The sequence below is a fragment of the Streptomyces sp. enrichment culture genome (assembly GCF_964272855.1).
Taxonomy (GTDB): domain Bacteria; phylum Actinomycetota; class Actinomycetes; order Streptomycetales; family Streptomycetaceae; genus Streptomyces.
In genome coordinates this window covers 3,812,813-3,837,384 of record NZ_OZ186847.1, presented here as the reverse complement: position 1 = coordinate 3,837,384, position 24,572 = coordinate 3,812,813, and the positions used below count along the sequence as shown (strand labels likewise).

The following is a 24,572-nucleotide window of genomic DNA, read 5'->3' as shown; positions in this document are numbered from 1 at the left end:
CCGCGGGGACCCCCGGAGACACTGCGAGACCCTCGGAACCGGTCGGGGAGCCTCTGGTCCGCCGGGCCCCCGGCCCCCGTCCGAACCCCGGACGGAAACCCACAGCCTGTGGGCAACCGGACGCCCCTCGAACCGATCGCGTTAACATGACGAGAAATCGTCCGGTACCCAGAGCGGACTGGAACGGGAAGGCCGCCGTCGCGTGAGTACAAGCCAACAGCCAGATCCCAGGGACCGCCCCGCGCGGCTCACCGTCGGCGTCGTCGGCGCCGGCCGCGTGGGACCCGCGCTCGCCGCGTCCCTCCAGCTCGCCGGGCACCGCCCGGTGGCCGTCTCCGCGGTCTCCGACGCCTCCCGGCGCCGGGCCGCGACGCTGCTGCCCGACGTACCGGTGGTGCCGCCCGCCGAGGTGCTGGAGCGCTCCGACCTGGTGCTGCTGACCGTCCCCGACGACACCCTGCCCGGCCTGGTGACCGGCCTCGCCGAGACCGGCGCCGTCCGGCCGGGCCAGCTCCTCGTGCACACCTCCGGACGCTACGGCGCGAAGGTCCTGGACCCCGCCCTCCGCGCGGGCGCCCTCCCGCTGGCCCTGCATCCGGCGATGACCTTCACCGGCACCCCCGTGGACGTCCAGCGGCTCGCCGGCTGCTCCTTCGGCGTCACCGCCCCCGACGAACTGCGCCTCGCGGCGGAGGCCCTCGTCATCGAGATGGGCGGCGAACCCGAGTGGATCGCCGAGCGGAACCGGCCGCTCTACCACGCGGCCCTCGCCCTCGGCGCCAACCACCTGGTCACCCTCGTCGCCCAGTCCATGGAACTGCTGCGCACGGCCGGCGTAGAGGCCCCCGACCGGATGCTCGGCCCGCTGCTCGGCGCCGCCCTCGACAACGCCCTGCGCTCCGGCGACGCCGCCCTGACCGGCCCCGTCGCGCGCGGGGACGCGGGCACCGTCGCCGCGCACGTGGCCGAGCTGCGCGCCCACGCCCCGCAGACCGTCGCCGGCTACCTGGCGATGGCCCGCGCCACCGCCGACCGGGCCCTCGCCCACGGCCTGCTGAAGCCGGAACTCGCCGAAGACCTGCTGGGTGTGCTCGCCGACGGCGCGGCCCTGCCCGAGAACGGGGAAGACCAATGAGCCGCGACTTCGAACTCGTCCCCACCCTGGACGACCTCGGCTACGCCCTGGACCACTTCTCGGTGCCCGGCCGCACCGCCGTCGTGATGACCATGGGCGCGCTGCACGAGGGGCACGCCACGCTGATCCGGGCCGCGCGGGAGCGCGTGGGCCGCGACGGCTACGTGGTCGTCACCGTCTTCGTGAACCCCCTCCAGTTCGGCGCCGGCGAGGACCTGGACCGCTATCCGCGCACCCTGGAAGCCGACCTGAAGACCGCCGAGCAGGCCGGCGCGGACATCGTGTTCGCCCCGTCCGTCGACGAGGTCTACCCGGCGGGCAAGCCCGAGATCACCCTCCACGCGGGAGCCATGGGAGAGCGCCTGGAGGGCGCCTCCCGCCCCGGCCACTTCGACGGCATGCTCACCGTCGTCGCCAAGCTGCTCCACCTCACCCGCCCCGATGTCGCGTTCTTCGGGCAGAAGGACGCCCAGCAGCTCGCCCTGATCCGGCGCATGGTGCGGGACCTGAACTTCGGCGTGGAGATCGTCGGCGTGCCGACCGTCCGCGAGGAGGACGGCCTGGCCCTGTCCAGCCGCAACCGCTACCTCGCCCCCCAGGAGCGGCGCACCGCCCTCGCGCTGTCCCGCGCCCTGTTCGCGGCACAGGACCGGCACGTGGCACTGGAGGCACTGCGCGCACGTGCCCGGGAAGTGCCCTCCACGCGGGCGCGCGCCGAGGCGCTGAGCGCCATAGGGGAGTCCCGCGCGGCCGCCGACGCGCACGCCGTCGCCAAGGCCGCCCCCGGCGGCCCGGCGGAGGTCCGCGCGGCGGCCCGGCTCGTCCTCGACGAGGCCGCCCGCCTCGACCCGCCGCTCGCCCTGGACTACCTCGCGCTGGTCGACCCCTCCGACTTCACGGAGGTCCCGGACGACTTCACCGGCGAGGCCGTCCTCGCCGTCGCGGCCCGGGTCGGCGCGACCCGGCTGATCGACAACGTCACCCTCACCTTCGGAGCCGCCTCGTGACCAGCACAGGCATACGACTGCACGCGCCCGCTCCGGGCTGGTCCATCGACGCGGACGTGGTGGTCGTCGGCTCCGGCGTCGCCGGCCTGACCGCTGCCCTGCGCTGCGAGGCCGCCGGCCTGAACACGGTCGTCGTCACCAAGGCCCGCCTCGACGACGGCTCCACCCGCTGGGCCCAGGGCGGCATCGCCGCGGCCCTCGGCGAGGGCGACACCCCGGAGCAGCACCTCGACGACACCCTGGTGGCGGGCGCGGGCCTGTGCGACGAGGAGGCGGTACGGATCCTCGTCACCGAGGGACCCGACGCCGTACGCCGGCTCATCGAGACCGGCGCCCAGTTCGACGAGTCCGTCGAAGGGGGCCTCGCGCTCACCCGTGAGGGCGGCCACCACCGCCGCCGCATCGCCCACGCGGGCGGTGACGCGACCGGCGCGGAGATCTCCCGCGCGCTGGTGGAGGCGGTCCGCGCGCGGGGCGTGCGCACCATCGAGAACGCACTCGTACTGGACCTGCTGTCGGACGCCGACGGCCGTACCGCGGGCGTGACCCTGCACGTGATGGGGGAGGGCCAGCACGACGGCGTGGGCGCCGTGCACGCCCCCGCGGTGGTGCTCGCCACCGGCGGCATGGGCCAGGTCTTCTCCGCCACCACCAACCCCTCGGTCTCCACCGGCGACGGCGTGGCCCTCGCGCTCCGCGCGGGCGCCGAGGTGAGCGACCTGGAGTTCGTCCAGTTCCACCCGACCGTGCTGTTCCTCGGCCCCGACGCGGAGGGCCAGCAGCCGCTGGTCTCCGAGGCGGTCCGCGGCGAGGGCGCCCACCTGGTCGACGCCGACGGCGTGCGCTTCATGGCCGGCCAGCACGAGCTGGGCGAACTCGCGCCCCGCGACATCGTCGCCAAGGGCATCACGCGGCGGATGCAGGAGCAGGACGCCGAGCACATGTTCCTCGACGCCCGGCACTTCGGCGCCGAGATGTGGGAGCAGCGCTTCCCGACGATCCTCGCCGCCTGCCGCGCCAACGGCATCGACCCCGTCCAGGAGCCCATCCCGGTCGCCCCGGCCGCCCACTACGCCTCCGGCGGCATTCGCACCGACTCCCACGGCCGGACCACCGTCCCCGGCCTGTACGCGTGCGGCGAGGTCGCCTGCACGGGCGTGCACGGCGCCAACCGGCTCGCCTCCAACAGCCTCCTCGAAGGCCTGGTCTACGCCGAGCGCATCGCCGCCGACATCGCGGCGGCCCACGCCGAGAGCGGCCTCCACGCGCGTGTGCCCGAACCGGTGCCCTACCCGGAGGTGCCCGCCCACCCGCTGCTCGCCCCCGAGGCCCGCTTCACCATCCAGCGGATCATGACCGAGGGCGCCGGCGTACTGCGCTCCGCCGACTCCCTCACCCAGGCCGCCGACAGGCTCCAGCAGCTGCACGCCGAGGCCCGGGACGCGCTCACCGAGAACGGCAAGACCGCCGAGCCCGGCGTCGACACCTGGGAGGCCACCAACCTGCTGTGCGTGGCCCGCGTCCTGGTCGCCGCCGCCCGGCTGCGCGACGAGACCCGCGGCTGCCACTGGCGCGAGGACCACGCCGACCGCGACGACACCGCGTGGCGCCGCCACATCGTCGTACGGCTGAATCCGGACCGCACGCTCGCCGTGCGCACCACGGACACCCCACACTTTCCCCCGACCCGGCCGAACCCGCCGGCGTACCGTCCCCAGGAGCAGTGAGAGCAGTGAGCACCCCCGACCTTCCCCTTGCCGGCAACGGCGGCTGCGGCGACGGCTGCGCCTGCGGCGCGGACACCGACGGCGACGCCTACCTGGAGTGCGGCCTCGACCCCGCGCTCGCCCAGCTGCTGGCCGAGGCCGGCCTCGACCCCGTGGAGGTCGAGGACATCGCCAACGTCGCCATCCAGGAGGACCTGGCGGGCGGCGTGGACGTGACGACGGTCGCGACCATCCCCGAGGACGCCGTGGCCACCGCCGACTTCGTCGCCCGCGAGGCGGGCGTGGTGGCCGGCCTGCGGATCGCCGAGGCGGTCGTGTCGATCGTCTGCGAGGACGAGTTCGAGGTGGACCGCCACGTCGAGGACGGCGACCGCGTGGAGGCGGGCCAGAAGCTCCTCTCCGTCACCACCCGCACCCGCGACCTCCTCACCGCCGAGCGCAGCGCCCTGAACCTGCTGTGCCGTCTCTCCGGCATCGCCACCGCCACGCGCGCGTGGGCGGACGTTCTGGAGGGTACGAAGGCACGCGTGCGTGACACCCGTAAGACGACCCCCGGTCTGCGCTCGCTGGAGAAGTTCGCGGTCCGCTGCGGCGGCGGCGTCAACCACCGCATGTCGCTCTCCGACGCGGCCCTCGTCAAGGACAACCACGTGGTCGCCGCGGGCGGCGTCGCCCCGGCCTTCCAGGCGGTCCGCGAGCGCTTCCCCGACGTGCCCATCGAGGTCGAGGTCGACACGCTGCACCAGCTGCGCGAGGTCGTCGACGCGGGCGCCGACCTGATCCTGCTGGACAACTTCACGCCGGGCGAGTGCGCGGAGGCGGTGGCCCTCGTGCACGGCCGCGCGGCGCTGGAGGCCTCCGGCCGGCTCACCCTCGAGAACGCCAAGGCGTACGCGGACACGGGTGTCGACTACCTCGCCGTGGGGGCCCTGACCCACTCCTCGCGGATCCTGGACATCGGCCTGGACCTGCGAGCGGCGGAGTAGGGGGACGGGGGCCGGCCATGCTGCTGACGATCGACGTAGGCAACACGCACACCGTGCTCGGACTGTTCGACGGTGAGGACATCGTCGAACACTGGCGCATCTCCACCGACGCCCGCCGCACCGCCGACGAGATGGCGGTGCTGCTCCAGGGCCTGATGGGCATGCACCCGCTCCTCGGGGAGGAACTGGGCGACGGCATCGACGGCATCGCGATCTGCGCGACCGTGCCGTCCGTCCTGCACGAGCTGCGCGAGGTGACCCGCCGCTACTACGGCGACGTCCCCGCCGTCCTCGTCGAACCCGGCGTCAAGACGGGTGTGCCGATCCTCACCGACAACCCCAAGGAGGTCGGCGCGGACCGCATCATCAACGCGGTCGCCGCGGTCGAGCTCTACGGAGGCCCCGCGATCGTCGTGGACTTCGGTACGGCGACGACGTTCGACGCGGTGTCCGCGCGGGGCGAGTACGTCGGCGGCGTCATCGCCCCCGGCATCGAGATCTCCGTCGAGGCGCTCGGCGTCAAGGGCGCCCAGCTGCGCAAGATCGAGGTGGCCCGGCCGCGCAGCGTCATCGGCAAGAACACGGTCGAGGCGATGCAGGCGGGCATCGTCTACGGCTTCGCCGGCCAGGTCGACGGCGTCGTCAACCGCATGGCCCGCGAGCTCGCCGACGACCCCGACGACGTCACGGTCATCGCGACGGGCGGCCTCGCACCGATGGTCCTGGGCGAGTCATCGGTGATCGACGAGCACGAGCCGTGGCTGACACTGATCGGGCTCCGCCTGGTCTACGAGCGGAACGTGGCGCGCATGTAGCACGGCCCGGCTCGGGCTGGGCGCGGTTGCCCGGAGCGGGCCTGATGCGGGTGTGCGCGTCGGCTGGGGTGCGCCACGGTGTGGCTGCCCGGAGCCGGGGCCGACGCAGGCGGGTGCGTGGGCCTGGTGTGCTGGGCGCGACCGCCTGCCTCGCCGACCGCGACGCACAGCGCCGCGCGCGGGGGCGGCACCAGCCCGCAGCCGCGTCGGCTCCGGGGCGCCGGGAGGGCCTGACCGCAGCCCCGCCACAGGCGGGTGCGTCGGCCGCGGTGCGGCGGGGCGCGACTCCCGCATCCGCCCCGGCGCAGCCGCACACGCCCGCGCAGTGCAGCCAGCACGCCCCGCCCGCAGCAGGTCGGCGCAGGCACGCCCGCCCCAGGCGCCTACGTCCGCCGCCGTGCACCCCGGACGCCCCGCCCGCCACCAGTACGATCGTCACCGCGAACGGACCCGCCGCGGTCGGCCCCGTGACGCTGGCCAGCCCAGCCCAGCCCAGCCGAGCCCAGCCCCGGCCGCGCCCCCGCCCCGCGACGCACGCGCATACGGGTGGCTCCCCCCACGCCACACCCATTCGCTATGCGAAGTTTGTCCGATTAGCGCGTATCGTCGCCGCATGCCCACGCCATACGGATCCCGCGGCGGCATGGCGTTCGGCGTGGAGGAGCTGCGTGTGCTCCGCCGCGCCCTCGCCCTCGCCCTTCACCCCGGCCAGGCCCGCACCGAGGACGTCCAGGACTGTCTTCGCCTGGCCGACTCGCTCGACGAGGCGATGCGCGAGGGTGCCCGCCTGCGGGCCTTCCTCGTGGCCGACCTCGCCCGCTACCGCGCCGCCCTCCCCGGGACCGCGGCCGGCTACCTCCCGCTGCTGGAGGAGGCCTTGAGTGCCGGCCACCGACCCACCCCGGACGACCTCGCGGCGCTGCGCGCCCTGCGCGGCAACCCGGCGGCAGCGGCCCTCCTCGACCGCTGCCAGGCCCTCGCCGAGCAGGACGTCCGCGCCGGCCTCGCCGGCCGCGCCCCCGAGGCCGCGCGGGCCAACCCCCTCGTCCCGGTGTCCCGCACCCGCCTCCTCGCCATTCCCGGCGGCCGCGGCGCCGACGAGCGGCCCGCAGGGCAGCCGGAGCGGAAGCCCGCGGAGAAGCCCGCCGGGCCGGCGCCCTCGCCGTCCGCCCCGCAGCCCCCGTCCCGCCGCCCGATCCCGACCCCGGGCGAGGTCTTCCCCCGCCGCAAGCCGCCACAGGACCCCGCGAACCCCCCGCAGCAGCTGGCCGTCGGCTGAGGCCCCCCGCCCCGGGTCCGCGTTCCCCCACGATTACCCTGGAGCCATGGACTACGTCTCCGCGCTTCTGCCCCCGGTGGTCATGGCCGTGTTCTTCATCAGCGTGATCAGGGTGATCGTGAAGACCCAGGGCGGGGCCAACAAGGCCAAGGAGGACGCGGCCGTCGACGCGGCGCTCGCCCGCGCGGAGGCCGCCCGCCAGCCTTCCACGTCGCCCTCCGCGGAGGCCTGAGCCGCCGCTCGCCCCGCTGCTTCATCATTCGCCCGCGCACACGCGCGGGCGTCCTTTTTGCTCCTGTTTGCAGGGAAAGGGCCAGTCCGGCACGCCAATGCCGGGATCTCCCACTATTGTTCAAGCTGTGCCTCGCCCATTGGGAGAACTCGAAGACGCGGTCATGACGCGGGTGTGGAAGTGGAACCGCCCGGTGACCGTTCGAGAAGTCCTGGAAGACCTTCAGCAGGAACGGTCCATCGCCTACACCACGGTGATGACCGTTTTGGACAATCTCCATCAGAAGGGCTGGGTCCGCCGTGAGGCGGAAGGCCGCGCCTATCGATATGAGGCGGTCTCCACCCGCGCCGCCTACGCCGCCGCCCTGATGAACGACGCCTGGTCGCAGAGCGACAACCCCGCCGCCGCACTCGTCGCCTTCTTCGGCATGATGAGCGAGGAACAGCGACATGCCCTGCGGGACGCCGTACGGATCGTGCAGGGCCCGGAAACACCCGAACCGGAACCGGAGCGGCGGCGAGAAGAACCGGACGCCGCACCCGACAACCCCGGCTCGGCGCCGGAGCGCGGCGGGCGATAGCGTCCGCACATGTCAGCAGAGAGCCATCCGCCGAGAACCCCGAAGTCACCGCTAAAGCCCTCACCGTCCGACGGGCCCGGACCAGCGATGTCCCCGCCGTCCGCCGACTCCTTGACGCGTACGTCCGGCACGGCATCCTGCTCGACAAAGCGATGGTGACCCTTTACGAGGACATCCAGGAGTTCTGGGTCGCGGAACGTGACGACAACGCCGAGGTGGTCGGCTGTGGCGCACTGCACGTGATGTGGGAAGACCTCGCGGAAGTCCGCACTCTCGCGGTGAAGCCCGGCCTGAAGGGCGCCGGCGTCGGTCACCAGTTGCTGGAGAAGTTGCTGCAGACCGCGCGCTGGCTCGGCGTTCGCCGGGTTTTCTGCCTCACCTTCGAAGTGGACTTCTTCGGCAGGCACGGCTTCGTGGAGATCGGCGAGACACCGGTCGACACCGATGTCTACGCGGAGCTGATGCGCTCCTATGACGAGGGCGTCGCTGAGTTCCTGGGTCTCGAACGAGTGAAACCGAACACCTTGGGCAACAGCCGGATGCTTCTGCATCTGTGATCGACGTTATTCCGCCGCGGTGACCCTGCCCGGGTGCCCTATGTCCGAAACGCGTACGTTTCCGGGCCGGAGGCGGGCTGTAGGTCTCTCCCAGGGGTTTGTGTTTTTCCAGCAAAAGCGGTTTGCTTTCCGACGTACTGCAGTACTGCATATAACAGGGGGCGGCGAAACGGCGGGACGCCGCGGACCCCAGGTCCTCACGTTATCGATGAAAGGAAATCCGGTGGCACAGAAGGTTCAGGTCCTTCTTGTCGACGACCTCGACGGCGGCGAGGCGGACGAGACGGTGACGTTCGCACTGGACGGTAAGACGTACGAGATCGATCTGACGACTGCCAATGCGGACAAGCTTCGCGGCCTTCTCGAGCCCTATGTGAAGGGCGGTCGTCGTACCGGGGGCCGTGCTTCGGGCGGGCGTGGAAAGGCGCGGGCCGCTTCCGGCGGCAGCCAGGACACCGCCGCGATCCGTGCCTGGGCGAAGGAGAACGGTTACGAGGTCAACGACCGCGGCCGTGTTCCGGCGACCATTCGCGAGGCCTACGAGAAGGTCAACGGCTGAGCGCACGCGTGCAGCCGGATCCGGTGGCACTGGGTCGCCACCGTGTCCACGACCCGTACGAGATCGGGGGCGCCCCCACCGCCCCCCAGCGCCGACAGTGTCGGCAGCGAGGCCTCGACCTCGCGCACCGGCCCGGGGGGCCGCACCCACACGGCGGCCCCCTGCACAGAGCCGACGCCGCCGGCGGTGACCGGCGGCCCACCCTCCCCCCACCGCGCGGTCACCGGCGGACCACCGGGTGACCACTCCGCGCCCATGTCCGGCGCATCAGTCAGCGCCCCCTCGCCGAGGACCGTGAGGTCCAGCTCCAGCGAGCCCCACTCCAGCCAGTCGAGCAGCCCCGGCAGCTCCTGCGCGCTGCCCGGGGCCATCAGGATCCGCATCCGGTCCCCCTGGGCGGCCACCGGAGAGGCGGGGGCGAGATGCCGCAGCGCGGCGCGCCCTGCGGCGGCGGGGACGTCCAGGACGTCGAAGCGCGGGCCCACGACCAGCCGAAGCGGCCTGCCGGGCACTGTGGGCCACCCCAGGTCGTTCTCGTACCAGGCCCGGAGCCGATCGCTCGGGACGGGCGGCCGACGGGGGACCGGCAGGGCGACGGGGGGAGGGAGCTGTGGGGGAGCGCCGACCATGCCCAGCGCAACCGCTGAAACACCTCCGGGGTTACGTTGCGTGCTCGAACCATCGCGAAGAGTTTCAGTTCGGGGGGCGTACGAGAGCACGGGGAGGCGCAAGGTTGTTCGCCCGTAGCGGAGGGAAAGGGTGCGCGCGGCATGGACTGTCAGTGCGGGCGGGTAAGACATCCCTAGTGGGAGGGGGCGACACGGAGGCAAGGCCGTCTCGCGTTCGCCATCGGCGTACTGATGGTGAGGGTAACTGCCTGGCCTGCGGGAACATCGTCTCGCACCATCGGGTTGGAGCAGATGTCGGCGTTCGGGGTCAGGAGGCCAAGGACGGTGTCGGCAGTTGGAATGAGCGGTCCCCGCTTGCGGGACTAAGCTGCGGAAGGACAGGGAGGGGAAGTTCCCCTTACTGCCTGACCGCTCTGAGGAGCGATTAACGATGTTCGAGAGGTTCACCGACCGCGCGCGGCGGGTTGTCGTCCTGGCTCAGGAAGAAGCCCGGATGCTCAACCACAACTACATCGGCACCGAGCACATCCTCCTGGGCCTGATCCACGAGGGTGAGGGTGTCGCCGCCAAGGCCCTTGAGAGCCTCGGGATTTCGCTCGAGGCGGTCCGCCAGCAGGTGGAGGAGATCATCGGCCAGGGCCAGCAGGCGCCCTCGGGTCACATCCCCTTCACCCCCCGTGCCAAGAAGGTCCTGGAGCTGTCGCTCCGGGAGGCCCTTCAGCTGGGCCACAACTACATCGGCACGGAGCACATCCTGCTCGGCCTGATCCGCGAGGGTGAGGGTGTCGCCGCCCAGGTCCTCGTCAAGCTGGGCGCAGATCTCAACCGGGTGCGGCAGCAGGTCATCCAGCTGCTCTCCGGTTACTCCGGGGGCAAGGAGGCCGCCACCGCCGGCGGTCCCGCCGAGGGCACTCCCTCCACGTCCCTGGTCCTCGACCAGTTCGGCCGGAACCTCACCCAGGCCGCTCGTGAGTCCAAGCTCGACCCGGTCATCGGGCGCGAGAAGGAGATCGAGCGGGTCATGCAGGTGCTGTCCCGCCGTACCAAGAACAACCCGGTCCTGATCGGTGAGCCCGGCGTCGGCAAGACCGCCGTCGTCGAGGGCCTCGCCCAGGCCATCGTCAAGGGCGAGGTGCCCGAGACCCTCAAGGACAAGCACCTCTACACCCTGGACCTCGGCGCGCTGGTCGCCGGCTCCCGCTACCGCGGTGACTTCGAGGAGCGCCTGAAGAAGGTGCTCAAGGAGATCCGCACCCGCGGCGACATCATCCTGTTCATCGACGAGCTGCACACGCTGGTCGGTGCGGGTGCCGCCGAGGGCGCCATCGACGCCGCTTCCATCCTGAAGCCGATGCTGGCCCGCGGTGAGCTGCAGACCATCGGTGCGACCACGCTGGACGAGTACCGCAAGCACCTGGAGAAGGACGCGGCCCTCGAGCGCCGCTTCCAGCCCATCCAGGTCGCGGAGCCGTCGCTGCCGCACACGATCGAGATCCTCAAGGGTCTGCGCGACCGGTACGAGGCCCACCACCGCGTCTCCATCACCGACGAGGCGCTGGTCCAGGCCGCCACCCTGGCCGACCGGTACATCTCGGACCGCTTCCTGCCGGACAAGGCGATCGACCTGATCGACGAGGCCGGTTCCCGGATGCGCATCCGCCGGATGACCGCGCCGCCGGACCTGCGCGAGTTCGACGAGAAGATCGCCGCCGTCCGCCGGGACAAGGAGTCCGCGATCGACTCGCAGGACTTCGAGAAGGCCGCCTCCCTCCGCGACAAGGAGAAGCAGCTCCTGGCCGCGAAGGCCAAGCGGGAGAAGGAGTGGAAGGCCGGCGACATGGACGTCGTCGCCGAGGTCGACGGCGAGCTGATCGCCGAGGTGCTGGCCACGGCCACGGGCATCCCGGTCTTCAAGCTCACCGAGGAGGAGTCCAGCCGCCTGCTCCGCATGGAGGAGGAGCTGCACAAGCGGGTCATCGGCCAGGACGACGCCGTCAAGGCGCTGTCGAAGGCGATCCGCCGTACGCGCGCCGGTCTGAAGGACCCGAAGCGTCCGGGTGGCTCGTTCATCTTCGCCGGTCCGTCCGGTGTCGGTAAGACCGAGCTGTCCAAGGCGCTCGCCGAGTTCCTGTTCGGCGACGAGGACGCGCTGATCTCCCTCGACATGTCGGAGTTCAGCGAGAAGCACACGGTGTCGCGGCTCTTCGGTTCGCCCCCCGGCTACGTGGGCTACGAAGAGGGCGGCCAGCTGACCGAGAAGGTCCGCCGCAAGCCGTTCTCCGTCGTCCTCTTCGACGAGGTCGAGAAGGCCCACCCGGACATCTTCAACTCGCTGCTGCAGATCCTGGAGGACGGTCGCCTGACCGACTCCCAGGGCCGGGTCGTGGACTTCAAGAACACGGTCATCATCATGACGACCAACCTCGGCACCCGGGACATCTCCAAGGGCTTCAACCTGGGCTTCGCCGCCGCGGGCGACACGAAGACCAACTACGAGCGCATGAAGAACAAGGTGTCGGACGAGCTGAAGCAGCACTTCCGTCCCGAGTTCCTCAACCGCGTCGACGACGTGGTCGTCTTCCCGCAGCTGACGCAGAACGACATCCTCCGGATCGTCGACCTGATGATCAGCAAGGTGGACGAGCGCCTGAAGGACCGGGACATGGGCATCGAGCTCTCCCAGTCCGCCAAGGAGCTGCTGTCGAGGAAGGGCTACGACCCGGTGCTGGGTGCGCGTCCGCTGCGCCGCACCATCCAGCGCGAGATCGAGGACACGCTGTCGGAGAAGATCCTCTTCGGCGAGCTGCGCCCCGGTCACATCGTGGTCGTGGACACCGAGGGCGAGGGCGAGTCCCAGACCTTCACCTTCCGCGGTGAGGAGAAGTCCGCGCTGCCGGACGTCCCCCCGATCGAGCAGGCGGCCGGCGGTGCCGGGCCGAACCTGAGCAAGGACGCGTAAGCGCCACGGCATGTGAAAGGGCCGGTGCCTCCCAGGGCACCGGCCCTTTCGCGTGGCCGCGGTGCTACGACAGCTGCCCGTCGTAGTCCGGCAGCTTGTACGCCTTCTCGGCGTGGCCGCCCGACAGGTCGGTGGTGTTGTTGCCGATGTTGGCGATGATCGTGTAGCCCTTCGACTCGATGGCGGCCCGCTGGGCCGTCTTGTAGTCGGCGACGTTCTTGAAGAGGTCGAGGAAGCCGCGGACGTGCAGCCCGGCGACCTCGTAGCCGACCTTCTCCAGGTTGTACTCGGTGGGCGCGTAGATGACCCCCGGCCGGGCCGTCACGAAGAAGAGCGCGACGCCGTGCTCCTGGGCGTACTCGGCGACGTCCAGGACCGGCTGGTTGGCCGGCTGCGGGTAGCTGAAGCCGAAGTCGGTCTCCAGGGTGGTGTTGTCGATGTCGAAGACGATCGCCTGCTTCTCGCCCGGCTTCTGCTGGGCGATCCGCTGCTTGAGGTACGGCAGTGCCTGGTCCATCACGGCCTGGCAGTCCTTCTGCCAGGTGGCGTAGTCGACGTCCGCCGCGGCGGTGGCGGTCGCGGTGGCGACCGTGGTGGTCGTGGTGCCGGTCGCGGCCTCTGCGGGGGCGGCGACGGTCACGAGGGCGGCCGCGGCGACGGCAAGGGTGGCCGTACGGCGGATCCCGGCTCTGCTCGTCATGGGTGTGGGGGTCCTCTCACATCGGTGCTGCCACGTGTCGTGTGCATGTTCGTAGGTGAGGGTGACGCGAGGAGAACCGTAGGGTTACCGGACGGTAGGTGGCTAGAGGTGTGCGCGGACGAACATGGCAGCACGTGCCTCACACCACCGCGCGGACCCTCAGCACGCTGGGCGTGCCGGGCAGCTGGGCGAGGACGTCGTCCGGGATCTCGGAGACGTCCGGCGCCGGGACGATCACGACCGTGCGCAGGCCGGGGAACAGCTCCGGGACGCGGGAGAGGTCCTCGCTGCCGTGGAAGTCGTTCAGCCGCAGGCTCGTCACACCGGGCAGCGGCGGGCCCTGCCAGCCGACGACCCGCCAGTTGATCCGCAGGTCAGTCAGCTCGGGCAGCCGGGCGATCTCCTCGTAGTCCCGCGGGGCGAGCTCGCCGTACAGCGAGGCGAGGCTCAGCTGCCGCAGCGAGCGGAACCGGTGCAGGCCGCGCAGCCCGGTGTGCCACAGCGCCTTCTTGGTGAACCGCAGATAGCGCAGCGGAAGGCTGGGCGGGATCGCCTCGTCGAGGCTGTTGGCCTCCAGCGGCACCCCCAGGTCGAGCTGGTCCAGCGTCCGTGACCCGGCGAGGACGGCCAGCGCGCCCGGCCGTTCCAGGCCCGGCAGCAGGTCCAGCGACAGCCAGGACAGCGGCAGCCCGGCGAGCGGCGCGAGGTCGTCCACGTACGGGCATCTGCTCAGGTCGAGGTAGCTCAGCCGGTGCAGGCCGGCGAGGCAGTTCAGGTCCCGCAGCTCGTCGTTGTCCCGGATGACCAGCTCCTTGGTGCGCTCCGGAACAAGCCCCTCCGCGATCGCGTCCGCCGGGATGTCCCCAGCCAGCTGGAGTGCCCGGCGCCCGCCCAGCTCGCGCAGGAAGCGCAGCTGGTCGGCGGAGTGAGCGGCGAAGAACAGCCCGTACTCGTTCAGGTGCACGATGACCTCCTCCCCGTACCGCCGCACCGGGAAGCGGTGCCAGGTCCAGGTGAGCTGGGCCCGTACGTCCAGGCGGGGGTGGTCGCGGAACCTGGCCAGCACGGGAAGCGCCGCGTCCGTCCCGATCAGCGACGCCGTGACGACGACCGCCCGCGCCTCCTCCGCGCTGAGCCCGTCCGGCCCGGGCAGCAGCTCCAGGGCGAGCGGCCCGGCCTCGGCCAGGGCGCGGGCCTCCTGGGTGGTGCGGGGCGGGATCAGTACGGCGGCCCGCCGCTCGACCTCGGCGCGGACCCGGGGGTCGAGTTCCGTGGCGTGCTCCAGCGAGGCCAGCGCCAGCAGGCGTACCCGGGTGCTCGCGGCCCCCTCCAGCCGGTCCGCCGTCTCTGTCAGGCCGCGCAGCAGGTCGGCGCGTTCGCGGGGCCGGGCGTGGGCGACGGCCATGCGGATCACGTCCGCCCACTGCTCGTCCGCCGCGCCCCGCACGAGCAGCCCGAAGTCGCCGTCCTCCACGGCGGCCCGCGCGCCGAGGTAGTCCTGGAACGTGCGGTGCACGAACTCCACGGTCCCGGCGGACGGTTCGCGCAGCAGGCCGCTGCGCAGCAGCAGATGGCCGAGGATCCGCTCGGCGTCGCCCTGCGCGGCGGCGGCCGGGAGGGCGGGGAGGACGTCGGCGACGATACGGACGGCGCGTTCGCGGTCCATCTCCGACTGGTTGTTGCGGATCAGCCAGTAGGCGAGGCGCTGGAGGAGCTGGATCTGCGGCAGCTCGGTGAGGTGGACGCCCTCACCGGGGGTGATCATGTCGCGTTCCTCGTCCCGGCGGGCGAGCAGCATCGACAGTGCCGCGTCGTACAGCTCCTGGCGGCCGTGCGGGAGGTAGCCGCGCCGGTCGCGGTGGAGGGCGCAGATCAGACCGCACATCAGCGGGTTGGTGGCGAGGCGTCCGAGGTCGGGCTTGGTGCGGACGGCGTCGAGGAGGGAGCGCTCGTAGCCGTCGAGGACCTCCGGTTCGCGGGCGCCGGCCCGCGCGGCGGTGTGCCAGCGGGTGACGAAGGCGGCCACGTCGTCGTCGCTCATGGGGCTGAGGGCGAGTTCCGTGAAGCCGTCGGCGGCGAGCCAGTCCGCGCGGACGGCGGAGGGCCGGGAGGTGACCAGCCACCGGTTCCCGGGATAGACGTCCAGCAGGTCGCGCAGCCAGCGCCGGGTGCGCTCGCGTTCGCGCTCGGGGATCTCGTCGATGCCGTCGACGAGCAGCAGCCCGCGGCCGTCGCGCAGGACCCGGTCGGCCCAGCCGTCCGGCTGGGTGTCGTGGAAGGGGACGCGTACGGCGGCCAGGAAGGCGCCGGGCGCGGGCAGCCCGTCGGGGCGGCGGACCAGGGTGCGCAGCGGGAGCACGAACGGGATCCGGCCGCCGGGGAGGTCCCGGCCCGGGTCGTCGCGTTCGCCGCGGGCCGTGCTGACCGCGAGCCACTGCACCAGCGTGGTCTTTCCGGAGCCGGCCACTCCGCGCAGCAGCACCCGGTCGTGCTCGGCGAGCGCCCGGTCGGCGGGCAGGGCGGTGGCGGCGGAGGCGACCGGCTGCCCGTCCGGGTCGTCGGCGGGCTCGTCCGCGGCGTCGGGGTGCAGGGCCGTCAGACTCAGGTAGGCCGCGTCCAGGGGCCAGCGGTCGGGGGAGTCGACCAGGTCGATGCCGTAGATCGTGAGATGGGCGTGGTGGGTGGCGACGTAGGCGAGGTAGCGCTGTTCGAAGGCCGGGTCGGGGCCGTCGGGCGGCGGGGTGCGGGCGATCAGCGTGTCGACCTTGGTCAGCAGCTCGCGCTGGCGGCGGGTCTGCTCGACCAGGGTGCGCGGTACGAAGGCCGAGCGCTGGGTGAAGAAGTGCAGGATGTGCAGGCAGGCGGTGGTGAGCAGCCGGTCGAGGAAGAGGCTCGCGTCGCGGGAGAGGTGCCGGGCCGGGTCGCCGGCGGCGGCGCGCAGCCGGGCGGCCAGGGCCTCGGGGCCCAGTTCCACGGCCTGGACGTCGGTCATGGTGAGGTCGCCGAGGGCGTACAGGGTGTCGGCGAGGGCGTGTACGACGGCCTGCTCCTCGTCGGCGGGCAGTGGGCGCTCGCCGACCCTGAGGGCCTGCCGGACCAGCTCGGCGGCGAGCCGTGCGACGTCCGTCCGGCCGAGCCGCCGCTTCTCGCCCCGGAACGAGACGTGGCCGGAGATCCGCACCGGCCGGTCGACGAGCCCGGCGCCCGGCCCCTCCGTAACGAAGAGCTTTCGTATGAGCGGCGTCACAACGCCGGTCGCCAGCCTGACCCCGATGGCGGTCGGTTCCACCCCGGCCTCCCCCGAAAACCGTCGACACCCCGTCTGACCAGCAGCGTAGCGCCCGTCACATTCCAGGGTCCGTGGATCTCGTCCTCCGGTGACATGCCGCACAGGCGATTTGTCCGGTACTAGCCGGAATAGTGGATACGCCGATCCGGACAAAAAGGGACTTACGTCCCTGAACCCTTTGGCGGCAATCGACCTTATGGGGTGGTTCGTCCCGAATGAGGGCTCTGTCAAGAGTCAGGCGGTTTCAGGGTCAATTACTAGCTTGGGTCGTAGAAGGGGGGTTTGAGGCTTTGCGGAGCCGCGGGTTACCAAGGACTGGCCATCCGGGGCCGATGCCCAGTGCGCCGGGTGGTTCTCTCTGTCCCCGACCTTCCGAGGTAGCGAATGTCCCCGCGTGTCACGTCCCGTTCTTCCCGTACGGCCCTGCTCCGCACCCGCGCGGCCGTCCTGGCCGCCGGCCTGGGTGCCTCGGCTGTGCTGGGGGCCGGGGTCGCGGCCGCCGCCACCCCCACCGCCACGACCGCCGCCACCACCGCCGTCTCCGGCTCCGCCCACGCCGTCCAGGCGCAGGCCGCCGCCCAGGCGAAGGCCGCCGAGCTGGCCAAGAAGGCGGCGACCGCGAAGGCGGCGCAGGCCAAGCAGGCCAAGCCGGCCGCCGCCAAGAAGAAGGCCGCTTCCTGGGTCGCCCCGGTGAAGGGCTACACCAAGACCGCCAGCTTCGCCCAGAACGGCGCCCGCTGGCAGTCCACCCACAGCGGCCAGGACTTCGCCGTGCCGGTCGGCACCAAGGTCGTCGCCGCCCACGGTGGCACCGTCGTCAAGGCCGGCGGCAACGGCGCCGGTGACGGTCCCGCTTACGGCAACGCCGTCGTCATCAAGCACGGCAACGGCTCGTACTCCCAGTACGCCCACCTTTCCAAGGTGAACGTGCGCATCGGCCAGGTCGTCGCGGCCGGCCAGCAGATCGCCCTGTCCGGCAACACCGGCAACTCCAGCGGTCCGCACCTGCACTTCGAGATCCGCACCACCCCGAACTACGGCACTGCCGTCGACCCGATCGCCTTCCTCCGCGGTCAGGGCCTCTCCCTCTGACGCCACACCGGCTGACCTTCACGACCCCGGGCGCACCCCAGCGCCCGGGGTCGTTGTCCGCACCCCCTTAGGCCCGCACCGGCCGCACCTGCTCGGCGGCCCGGGGTGTCACCCCTCCGACGGCAGCGGCAGCATCGGATAGCTGCCCGTGTTCGTCGGCGCGTGCTCCGGCAGCCACAGCACCGCGACCGCGCCCTCGGCGGGCACGTGCTCGGGCGCGCCCGGCGGCCGGACGTTGCGGAAGGTCAGCCGGGCGCCCAGGACCCGCGCCTGACCCGCGGCGATGGTCAGCCCCAGGCCGTGGCCGCGCCCGGCGCGGTCCTTGCTGCCGGTGCGGAACCGGCTCGGACCCTCGGCGAGCAGGTCCGCGGGGAAACCCGGCCCGTGGTCGCGGACCCGGATGACCCGGCCCTCGACGGTCACCTCGACCGGCGGCCGGCCGTGCCGGGCCGCGTTGGCGAGCAGGTTGAACAGCACCCGCTCCAGGCGCCGCGGGTCGGTGGTGACCTCCGACTCGTGCACCACCCGCATCAGGATGTCCGGGTCCTTCGCCGCCACCCGCCGGGCGACGAACTCGCCCAGCATGATGTCCTGCAGCTCGGCCCGCTCGGACGCGCCGTCCAGCCGCGCCACCTCCAGGACGTCCTCGACCAGCGTGCGCATGGCCTTCGCCCGGTCCAGCACCAGCTCGGTCGGGCGGCCTGGCGGCAGCAGTTCGGCGGCGGTGAGCAGCCCGGTCACCGGGGTGCGCAGCTCGTGCGCGATGTCGGCGGTGACCCGCCGCTCGGCCTCCAGCCGCTGCTGGAGCGCGTCCGCCATCGCGTCCACGGCCCGCGCGAGATCGTCGGTCTCGTCCCGGACGACCCCGCCGATCGCCTCCCGCACCCGTACCTCCGTCTCGCCCTTGGCGACCCGGTTGGCGGCGGCCGCCGCCTTGCGCAGCCGGCCCGACAGCTGCCCGCCGATCAGCACACCGAGCGCGCTGCCGCCGAGGACGACCGCGATGGAGCCGATGACGAGCGCCTGGTCGAGGTCGTTGAGGATGTCGGTGCTGCGCTCGGTCAGTCCGGTGTGCAGGGACAGCACATGCCCGTCGGCCAGCGGTACGGCGGCCCATATGTCCGGCGTGCCGCCGGGGCTGTCGGCCACGTACGTCGCCCGGCGCCCCGCGCCCACCTTCGCCCGCAGCTCGGCCGGCAGGTTCGGGTCGTCGATCCTGACGTTGGCGAAGTCGGCCCGGTTGGACAGGTCGAAGGTGTGCTGGGCGATCTGCACGTCCGCGAGGTCGCGCTGGGCGATCTGGATGCGCTCGTCCGCGAGGTCGCGCGCGTTGTCGAGCATCGACACCCGGGCGGCGTTGTGCACCACCAAACTCAGCGCCACCGCGACCAGCGCGCCGACCAGCGCGATCGCCGCGCTCAGCTTCCAGCGCAGACCGGTGCGCAGTCCCGAGTCGCCGAGCCGCGCGACACCGGCGTCCAGCGTCCCGCCGAGGCGCGCGCGGACGCCGCCGCGCCCCGCGGCGAGGCGTGTGATCCCCCGCATGACGTCGACCGCCCCCGCTCAGGCCTTCAGCTTGTAGCCGAAGCCGCGGACCGTCTCGATCCGGTCCTGGCCGATCTTGTGCCGCAGCCGCTGCACATGGACGTCGACGACACGGGTGTCACCGCCCCAGCCGTAGTCCCAGACCCGCTCCAGCAGCTTGTCGCGCGACAGCACGGTGCCCGGCGCGGCGGAGAACTCCAGCAGCAGCCGCATCTCGGTCGGGGTCAGCCCCACCGGCTGCCCGGCCCGGCGCACCTCCATGCCCTCGGTGTCGACCTCCAGCTCGCCGAAGGTCAGCACCCCGCCGGGCGCCGCGGCACCCGGCTCCTCGCCCCGGTCGCCGCCGCTCGCGTGGCCGAAGCGGCGCAGCACCGCGCGGATCCGGGCGACCAGCACGGCACCGTCGAACGGCTTGGTCACGTAGTCGTCGGCGCCCGCCTCCAGGCCGAGGACGACGTCGATGGCGTCGGCCCGCGCGGACAGCATGATCACCGGCACGGTCGACTCGTCGCGGATCCGGCGGCACAGGCTGACCCCGTCGAGGCCCGGCACCATCACGTCGAGCAGGGCGATGTCGGGGCGGTTCGCGCGGAACGCCTCCAGACCGGACAGCCCGTCGGGCATGGCTGTGACCGCGAAGCCGTCCCGCTCCAGGGCGAGCTGGGTGGCCTCGCGGATGACGTCGTCGTCCTCGACGAACAGGACGTGGGTCTGGTCTGCCATCCGGATGCTCCGTCGATGCTGATCAGTGGCTGCTGGGGTCAGTTGCTCTCGGGCGCCGGGGCGGGCTCCCCGCCTCCGACGGCGCCGCCGTACTCGTTGTGCGCGCGGTACTCCTCGGCGAAGCGGCTCCCCGCCCAGCGGTAGGTGATCACCACTTCGCCGGAGGGGTTCGAGACGGGGTCGCCCTCGTCGTAGACCTGCTTGGTCACCACCAGATCGCCGCGGTCGATCTCCGCGTACACCGGGGACTCCTCGGCCCCGAAGACATTCTCGTACCGCCCGTCCACGCGGTGGTACACGTACGACCCGACCCCGACCGCGTCACCGCAGGTCAGGACATTGACCACGAGGTCGTCCGCGGAGCCGCCGGTCAGGTCGCCGTACGACACGTCGACCGGGTACTCGTCGGGCACGCACGGCTTCAGCTCGCGCTTGACCGCCGCCGAGACCCGCGGATCGCTGCGCACCAGCCGGACCGTGTCCATCCGGTCCGGGGTGGCGGAGGGCGACGGCTGGGCCGACGGCGCGGTGCCCGCGCCCGCCCCCGCTCCGACGTGCGCCGGTCCCTCGTCCCGCGCTCCGGTGCCGCCTGTGGCGCAGGCGGTCAGGAACAGGCCGAGGGCGGCGAGTAAGACCACCGCCTTGCTCACCGCCTGGAAGCTCTGATCACTCGATCCCGCGCCGGTCAGGCCGCGCACCGCTCCCGCTCCTCACGCTCCAGCGCGCGTGCGTCCAGATCGCGGGCCTCCAGCTCCTCGCGGAGCCGGGCGAGCGCCCGGTGCAGCGTGCTCTTGACCGTTCCGGCCGACATGCCGAGGGCGGCGGCCGTCTCCTCCGTGGACATCTGCTCCCAGTGTCGCAGCACGACCACGCTCCGCTGCTTCGGGGCGAGCACCTTCAGGACGTCCATCAGCAGGGCGCGGTCCGCGTGCTGCTCGGTGGAGTCGTCGACCGAGGCGTCCGGCAGCTGCTCGGTCGGCACCTCCTCCAGCTTCCGCGCCCGCCACCACTCGGTCCGCGTGTTGATCATGACCCGGCGCAGGTAGGCGTCCGCCAGCCGCTTGTCCGAGATGCCGTCCCAGCGGCCGTACGTCCGGGCCAGCGCCGTCTGCAGCAGGTCCTGCGCGTCGACCGGGTCCGGGACCAGGCGCCGGGCGCTGCGCAGCAGCGCGTCCTGCCGGGTGCGGACGTACTCCTCGAACTCGAGCACCTCGCCCTGCGCCATGATCAACCGCCTCCGAATTCCCCGTTGTTCCGTGCTCAGTCCCGCCCCTGTCGGGCACGGCAATGAAGCTACGGAGGCGTTGTCACGGGGCTGTCCGAAGCAGCCTGCGGCTATCAATCGGCTGTCCGTCGGTTGTGTAACGAAAGTAGGAACGGGGTAAAGCGACGGCCCTGTTGGTTCAGGTATGGGGTGATTCGGCCCGTTGTTCTCGGCGGCCCTCTCTGTCGCGATCCCCGTGCCGGCACGGCTGTTCCGTTACGGCCGTCAGCTCAGCGGCAGCCGGTACATCCCGTCCGGCAGCGGCTCCACCAGGCCGTCGGCGACCAGGCCGTCCAGCGCCCGGGCGCGCTGCACCGGCTCGTGCCACACACCGTCCAGCACGGCCTGCGGCACCGGCGCGTGCGCCTCGCGGAGCACGGCGAGCAGCTTGCCGCGGACCTGGCGGTCGGTGCCGGCGTACGTCTGGCCGCGGCGCGGCGGGCCGTCGTGCTCGGGCTTGCCCGCGAGCCGCCACGCGCACTGCGCGGTGATCGGGCAGCGATGGCAGGTCTCGTTCTTGGCGGTGCACACCAGCGCGCCCAGCTCCATCGAGGCGGCGGCCCACCGTGCGGCGGTCCCCTCGTCCTCGGGCAGCAGCGCGCGGGCCAGCCGGCGCTCGGCGGCGGTGGTGGCGTTCGGCGGGTACTGCACACCGGTGACCGCGCGGGCGAACACCCGGCGCACATTGGTGTCCAGCACCGCGTGCCGTCGGCCGTACGCGAACGAGGCCACCGCGGCGGCCGTGTACTCGCCGATGCCGGGCAGTGCGAGCAGCTGGGCGTGATCGGACGGTACGTCGCCGCCGTGCCGTTCCGTTATGGCGACCGCGGCGCCGTGCAACCGCAGGGCGCGGCGCGGATAGCCGAGCCGGCCCCAGGCGCGCACGGCCTCGCCGGGCGGTTCCGCGGCGAGGTCGGCGGGACGGGGCCAGCGCGCCATCCACTGCTCGTAGACGGGCAGGACGCGGCTCACCGGCGTCTGCTGGAGCATGAACTCGCTGACCATCACGCCCCACGGCCCGGCCTCCGGGCGCCGCCAGGGCAGGTCGCGCGCGTGCTCGTCGAACCACGCGATGACGGGGGCGTGCAGATGCTCGCCGGGGGCGGTGTCGGCGGTGCGGTCGGGGTCGCCGGGGGCGGGGCTGCCGGGCAGGGGTTTCGTGGGCGCAGTCATGACGGTTCCGATCCTGCCACGCCGAGGGGTGGCGACGGGGTTCCCGGCGTACCGGGGTGTGGCGGAGCCGCCCGTCGACCCATGGCCAGAGGTGCAAGGCGTGCGAATGCGAACGCCTGACCGGCGCGCGGGAGATCGGAACGGCAGGTTCCGTGATGATGATCCGGAAAAGTTGTGGCTCAGGGCGGCGGGTGGGGCCAGTTAATGCGCTGATCTCTCGTACAGTTTGCGCCGTGGGATCTCTGCGCAATCCGGTCGGGCCGCTTCCCTCCTCCATCTACTGGCGACGGAGGGTCATCCTGGTGTCCGTGGTCGCCGTGCTGGCGTTGCTGATCACCTGGGTGGTCACCTCGGGCGACGGCGGCGGCACCAACGGCGCGGACGGATCCAACGACAAGAACCCGGCACCCTCGACCATCACCCCCGGACCGTCCGGCTCCGGCCCGGCGATCACCGAACACCCGGGCGGACGCGACGAGTCGGGCGACGGAGACTCCAGCGGAGCGGGCGGCTCCGGCGGCACCGGCGACGGATCGGACGACGGCCCCGGGACGGGTTCGGGCTCCGGCGGATCGGGCGGCACGGACGGGTCGGACGGTACGGCGGGCGGGTCCGGCTCCGGTGCCCCCGCCACCGTCGTGGGCGCGAGCGACGCGCTGCCCGAGGGCTCTGCACTGCCCAAGTGCACCGCGAACGCAGTCACGTTGAGCGTGCGCAGCGTCCGCAACTCCTACTCGCCGGACCAGACCCCGGCCTTCCGGATCATCGCGAGGAACACCTCGGGAAGCGACTGCAAGGTCGATCTCGGCCCGCGCGGCGCGGTGTTGACGATCACTCAGGCCGACGGCGACGACGCGTACTGGTCGTCCGCGGACTGCCCCAAGGGCGCGGCCAGCCTGCTGTACCGGGTGCCGGCCGGCAGCAGCATCGGCTACACCGTGAAGTGGGACCGCAAGCCCAGCGCCCCGGAGTGCGGGACGCCCCCGGCGGGCTCGGCCAAGGCGGGCACGTACCTGCTGGAGGCCAAGGCGGCGGGCTTTGCGAAGGTGCAGACGTCGTTCGTGCTGAACGCCGACTGAGAAGACGAAAGGAGGGCCGCACCCGGCAGGGGTGCGGCCCTCCTCCTTTCGCCTGGGCCGTCGGTCAGACGTACCGCTCCAGGATCGAGCTCTCGGCCAGCCGCGACAACCCCTCGCGCACGCTCCGCGCCCGGGCCTCGCCCACACCGTCCACGGTCTGCAGGTCGTCCACGCTCGCGGCGAGCAGCTTCTGCAGCCCGCCGAAGTGCTCCACGAGCCGGTCGATGATCGCGCCGGGCAGCCGCGGCACCTTGGCCAGCAGCCGGAAGCCGCGCGGCGACACCGCGGAGTCCAGGGTCTCCGGCGAGCCGGTGTAACCCAACGCACGTGCCACCGTGGGCATTTCCAGCAGCTCGGCGTGGGTGAGCGCGTCCAGCTCCGACAGGGCCTCGTCGACCGTGCGGGAACGCTTGGCGGTCGGCTCGGGCACGTAGTCCCGCACGACCAGTTCGCGCTCCGGCTCCACGCCGGCGATCAACTCGTCCAACTGGAGGGCGAGCAGCCGGCCGTCGGTGCCCAGCTCCACCACGTACTCGGCGATCTCGGTGGCGATCCGGCGCACCATCTCCAGCCGCTGGGCGACCGCGGAGACGTCCCGGACCGTCACCAGGTCCTCGATCTCCAGCGCCGACAGCGTGCCCGCGACCTCGTCGAGGCGGAGCTTGTAGCGCTCCAGGGTCGCGAGGGCCTGGTTGGCGCGGGAGAGGATCGCCGCCGAGTCCTCCAGGACGCGGCGCTGGCCGTCGACGTAGAGGGCGATCAGGCGCATCGACTGGGAGACGGAGACGACGGGGAAGCCGACCTGCTTGGAGACCCGGTCCGCGGTGCGGTGCCGGGTGCCGGTCTCCTCCGTCGGGATCGTCGCGTCGGGCACGAACTGCACACCCGCCCGCAGGATCTTCGACAGGTCGGAGGAGAGCACGATGCCGCCGTCCAGCTTGCACAGCTCGCGCAGCCGGGTCGCGGTGAACTCGACGTCGAGGACGAAACCGCCCGTGCACATCGACTCGACGGTCTTGTCGGAGCCGAGCACGATCAGGCCGCCGGTGTTGCCGCGCAGCACCCGCTCTAGGCCGTCACGCAGGGCCGTACCGGGTGCCACGGCGCTCAGTGAGGCGCGCATCAGGCCATCGGCGCCGGAACTCCCACCGGACTTTCCGGGAGCTGCTGCCCGGTCGTTGGCTGCCACTGCACTCCTCCGGTCGCAGGTTCTGGGGCGCTCCCGCAACGCGCACTCGGTTC

Annotated in this window: 22 protein-coding genes; 13 read left to right on the top strand and 9 right to left on the bottom strand. The window is 72.4% G+C overall.

Annotated features, from left to right (window positions below):
- Positions 1 to 202: 202 nt before the first annotated feature.
- The 10 genes from ACSU6L_RS16475 (at position 203) to ACSU6L_RS16430 (ending at position 8,877) form a co-directional block, all read left to right on the top strand.
- Positions 203 to 1,135, top strand: a complete 933-nt coding sequence (locus ACSU6L_RS16475; RefSeq protein ID WP_073943313.1) for a Rossmann-like and DUF2520 domain-containing protein — start codon at positions 203 to 205, stop codon at positions 1,133 to 1,135.
- A gap of 86 nt (positions 1,136 to 1,221) precedes the next feature.
- Entirely contained in the window at positions 1,222 to 2,142 is a 921-nt protein-coding gene (panC, locus tag ACSU6L_RS16470) for a pantoate--beta-alanine ligase (protein ID WP_437064922.1), read from the top strand.
- A complete protein-coding gene (locus ACSU6L_RS16465; protein WP_437057563.1) occupies positions 2,139 to 3,869 on the top strand; it encodes an L-aspartate oxidase in 1,731 nt (576 codons plus the stop codon). The genes panC and ACSU6L_RS16465 overlap by 4 nt, the downstream gene beginning before the upstream one ends.
- Before the next feature lie 5 nt (positions 3,870 to 3,874).
- Positions 3,875 to 4,855: a carboxylating nicotinate-nucleotide diphosphorylase gene (gene nadC, locus ACSU6L_RS16460; RefSeq protein WP_437057561.1), complete on the top strand. Its 981-nt coding sequence runs from the start codon at positions 3,875 to 3,877 to the stop codon at positions 4,853 to 4,855.
- A gap of 17 nt (positions 4,856 to 4,872) precedes the next feature.
- Positions 4,873 to 5,670 carry a type III pantothenate kinase gene (locus ACSU6L_RS16455; RefSeq protein WP_073943316.1) on the top strand — a complete coding sequence of 266 codons (798 nt, stop codon included), beginning with the start codon at positions 4,873 to 4,875 and terminating at the stop codon, positions 5,668 to 5,670.
- A gap of 643 nt (positions 5,671 to 6,313) precedes the next feature.
- Positions 6,314 to 6,949, top strand: coding sequence for a hypothetical protein (locus tag ACSU6L_RS16450; RefSeq protein ID WP_437064921.1), 636 nt, complete (start codon positions 6,314 to 6,316; stop codon positions 6,947 to 6,949).
- A gap of 46 nt (positions 6,950 to 6,995) precedes the next feature.
- Positions 6,996 to 7,181: a hypothetical protein gene (locus ACSU6L_RS16445; RefSeq protein WP_437057559.1), complete on the top strand. Its 186-nt coding sequence runs from the start codon at positions 6,996 to 6,998 to the stop codon at positions 7,179 to 7,181.
- 139 nt (positions 7,182 to 7,320) lie between these two features.
- Positions 7,321 to 7,761 carry a BlaI/MecI/CopY family transcriptional regulator gene (locus tag ACSU6L_RS16440; protein ID WP_365513750.1) on the top strand — a complete coding sequence of 147 codons (441 nt, stop codon included), beginning with the start codon at positions 7,321 to 7,323 and terminating at the stop codon, positions 7,759 to 7,761.
- Positions 7,758 to 8,318 (top strand): amino-acid N-acetyltransferase, encoded by a 561-nt coding sequence (locus tag ACSU6L_RS16435; protein ID WP_437064919.1) that lies wholly within the window; start codon positions 7,758 to 7,760, stop codon positions 8,316 to 8,318. The genes ACSU6L_RS16440 and ACSU6L_RS16435 overlap by 4 nt, the downstream gene beginning before the upstream one ends.
- A gap of 223 nt (positions 8,319 to 8,541) precedes the next feature.
- On the top strand, positions 8,542 to 8,877 hold the full coding sequence (locus tag ACSU6L_RS16430; protein ID WP_073943321.1) for a histone-like nucleoid-structuring protein Lsr2: 336 nt from the start codon (positions 8,542 to 8,544) through the stop codon (positions 8,875 to 8,877).
- Here the strand turns inward: ACSU6L_RS16430 and ACSU6L_RS16425 are convergent.
- Positions 8,856 to 9,506 carry an SCO3374 family protein gene (locus ACSU6L_RS16425; RefSeq protein WP_437057557.1) on the bottom strand — a complete coding sequence of 217 codons (651 nt, stop codon included), beginning with the start codon at positions 9,504 to 9,506 and terminating at the stop codon, positions 8,856 to 8,858. The two genes, ACSU6L_RS16430 and ACSU6L_RS16425, sit on opposite strands and share 22 nt — an antisense overlap.
- 430 nt (positions 9,507 to 9,936) lie before the next feature.
- Between ACSU6L_RS16425 and ACSU6L_RS16420 the strand changes: the two genes are divergently transcribed.
- Positions 9,937 to 12,465 (top strand): ATP-dependent Clp protease ATP-binding subunit, encoded by a 2,529-nt coding sequence (locus ACSU6L_RS16420; protein WP_437057555.1) that lies wholly within the window; start codon positions 9,937 to 9,939, stop codon positions 12,463 to 12,465.
- A gap of 64 nt (positions 12,466 to 12,529) precedes the next feature.
- On the opposite strand, the gene ACSU6L_RS16415 is transcribed toward ACSU6L_RS16420, so the two are convergent.
- Complete coding sequence (locus tag ACSU6L_RS16415) at positions 12,530 to 13,165, bottom strand: HAD family acid phosphatase (protein ID WP_437057553.1); 636 nt, start codon at positions 13,163 to 13,165, stop codon at positions 12,530 to 12,532.
- Between the two features lie 139 nt (positions 13,166 to 13,304).
- Positions 13,305 to 16,454 carry an NACHT domain-containing protein gene (locus tag ACSU6L_RS16410; RefSeq protein WP_437057551.1) on the bottom strand — a complete coding sequence of 1,050 codons (3,150 nt, stop codon included), beginning with the start codon at positions 16,452 to 16,454 and terminating at the stop codon, positions 13,305 to 13,307.
- Positions 16,455 to 16,838: 384 nt separating this feature from the next.
- Between ACSU6L_RS16410 and ACSU6L_RS16405 the strand changes: the two genes are divergently transcribed.
- Entirely contained in the window at positions 16,839 to 17,546 is a 708-nt protein-coding gene (locus tag ACSU6L_RS16405) for a M23 family metallopeptidase (protein WP_437057549.1), read from the top strand.
- A 108-nt stretch (positions 17,547 to 17,654) separates the two neighbouring features.
- On the opposite strand, the gene cseC is transcribed toward ACSU6L_RS16405, so the two are convergent.
- From cseC to ACSU6L_RS16380, 5 genes are all read right to left on the bottom strand, one after another.
- Positions 17,655 to 19,091, bottom strand: a complete 1,437-nt coding sequence (gene cseC, locus ACSU6L_RS16400; protein WP_437057547.1) for a two-component system sensor histidine kinase CseC — start codon at positions 19,089 to 19,091, stop codon at positions 17,655 to 17,657.
- An 18-nt stretch (positions 19,092 to 19,109) separates the two neighbouring features.
- Positions 19,110 to 19,814 carry a two-component system response regulator CseB gene (gene cseB, locus ACSU6L_RS16395; RefSeq protein WP_437057545.1) on the bottom strand — a complete coding sequence of 235 codons (705 nt, stop codon included), beginning with the start codon at positions 19,812 to 19,814 and terminating at the stop codon, positions 19,110 to 19,112.
- 38 nt (positions 19,815 to 19,852) lie between these two features.
- On the bottom strand, positions 19,853 to 20,512 hold the full coding sequence (locus tag ACSU6L_RS16390) for a hypothetical protein (RefSeq protein WP_437057543.1): 660 nt from the start codon (positions 20,510 to 20,512) through the stop codon (positions 19,853 to 19,855).
- Positions 20,500 to 21,039, bottom strand: a complete 540-nt coding sequence (locus ACSU6L_RS16385; protein WP_437057541.1) for a SigE family RNA polymerase sigma factor — start codon at positions 21,037 to 21,039, stop codon at positions 20,500 to 20,502. The genes ACSU6L_RS16390 and ACSU6L_RS16385 overlap by 13 nt, the downstream gene beginning before the upstream one ends.
- Before the next feature lie 264 nt (positions 21,040 to 21,303).
- Positions 21,304 to 22,251: an A/G-specific adenine glycosylase gene (locus tag ACSU6L_RS16380; protein ID WP_437057540.1), complete on the bottom strand. Its 948-nt coding sequence runs from the start codon at positions 22,249 to 22,251 to the stop codon at positions 21,304 to 21,306.
- 233 nt (positions 22,252 to 22,484) lie between these two features.
- Between ACSU6L_RS16380 and ACSU6L_RS16375 the strand changes: the two genes are divergently transcribed.
- Positions 22,485 to 23,330, top strand: a complete 846-nt coding sequence (locus tag ACSU6L_RS16375; protein ID WP_437057538.1) for a hypothetical protein — start codon at positions 22,485 to 22,487, stop codon at positions 23,328 to 23,330.
- A 64-nt stretch (positions 23,331 to 23,394) separates the two neighbouring features.
- On the opposite strand, the gene disA is transcribed toward ACSU6L_RS16375, so the two are convergent.
- Positions 23,395 to 24,519: a DNA integrity scanning diadenylate cyclase DisA gene (gene disA, locus ACSU6L_RS16370; protein WP_437057536.1), complete on the bottom strand. Its 1,125-nt coding sequence runs from the start codon at positions 24,517 to 24,519 to the stop codon at positions 23,395 to 23,397.
- Positions 24,520 to 24,572: the final 53 nt, after the last annotated feature.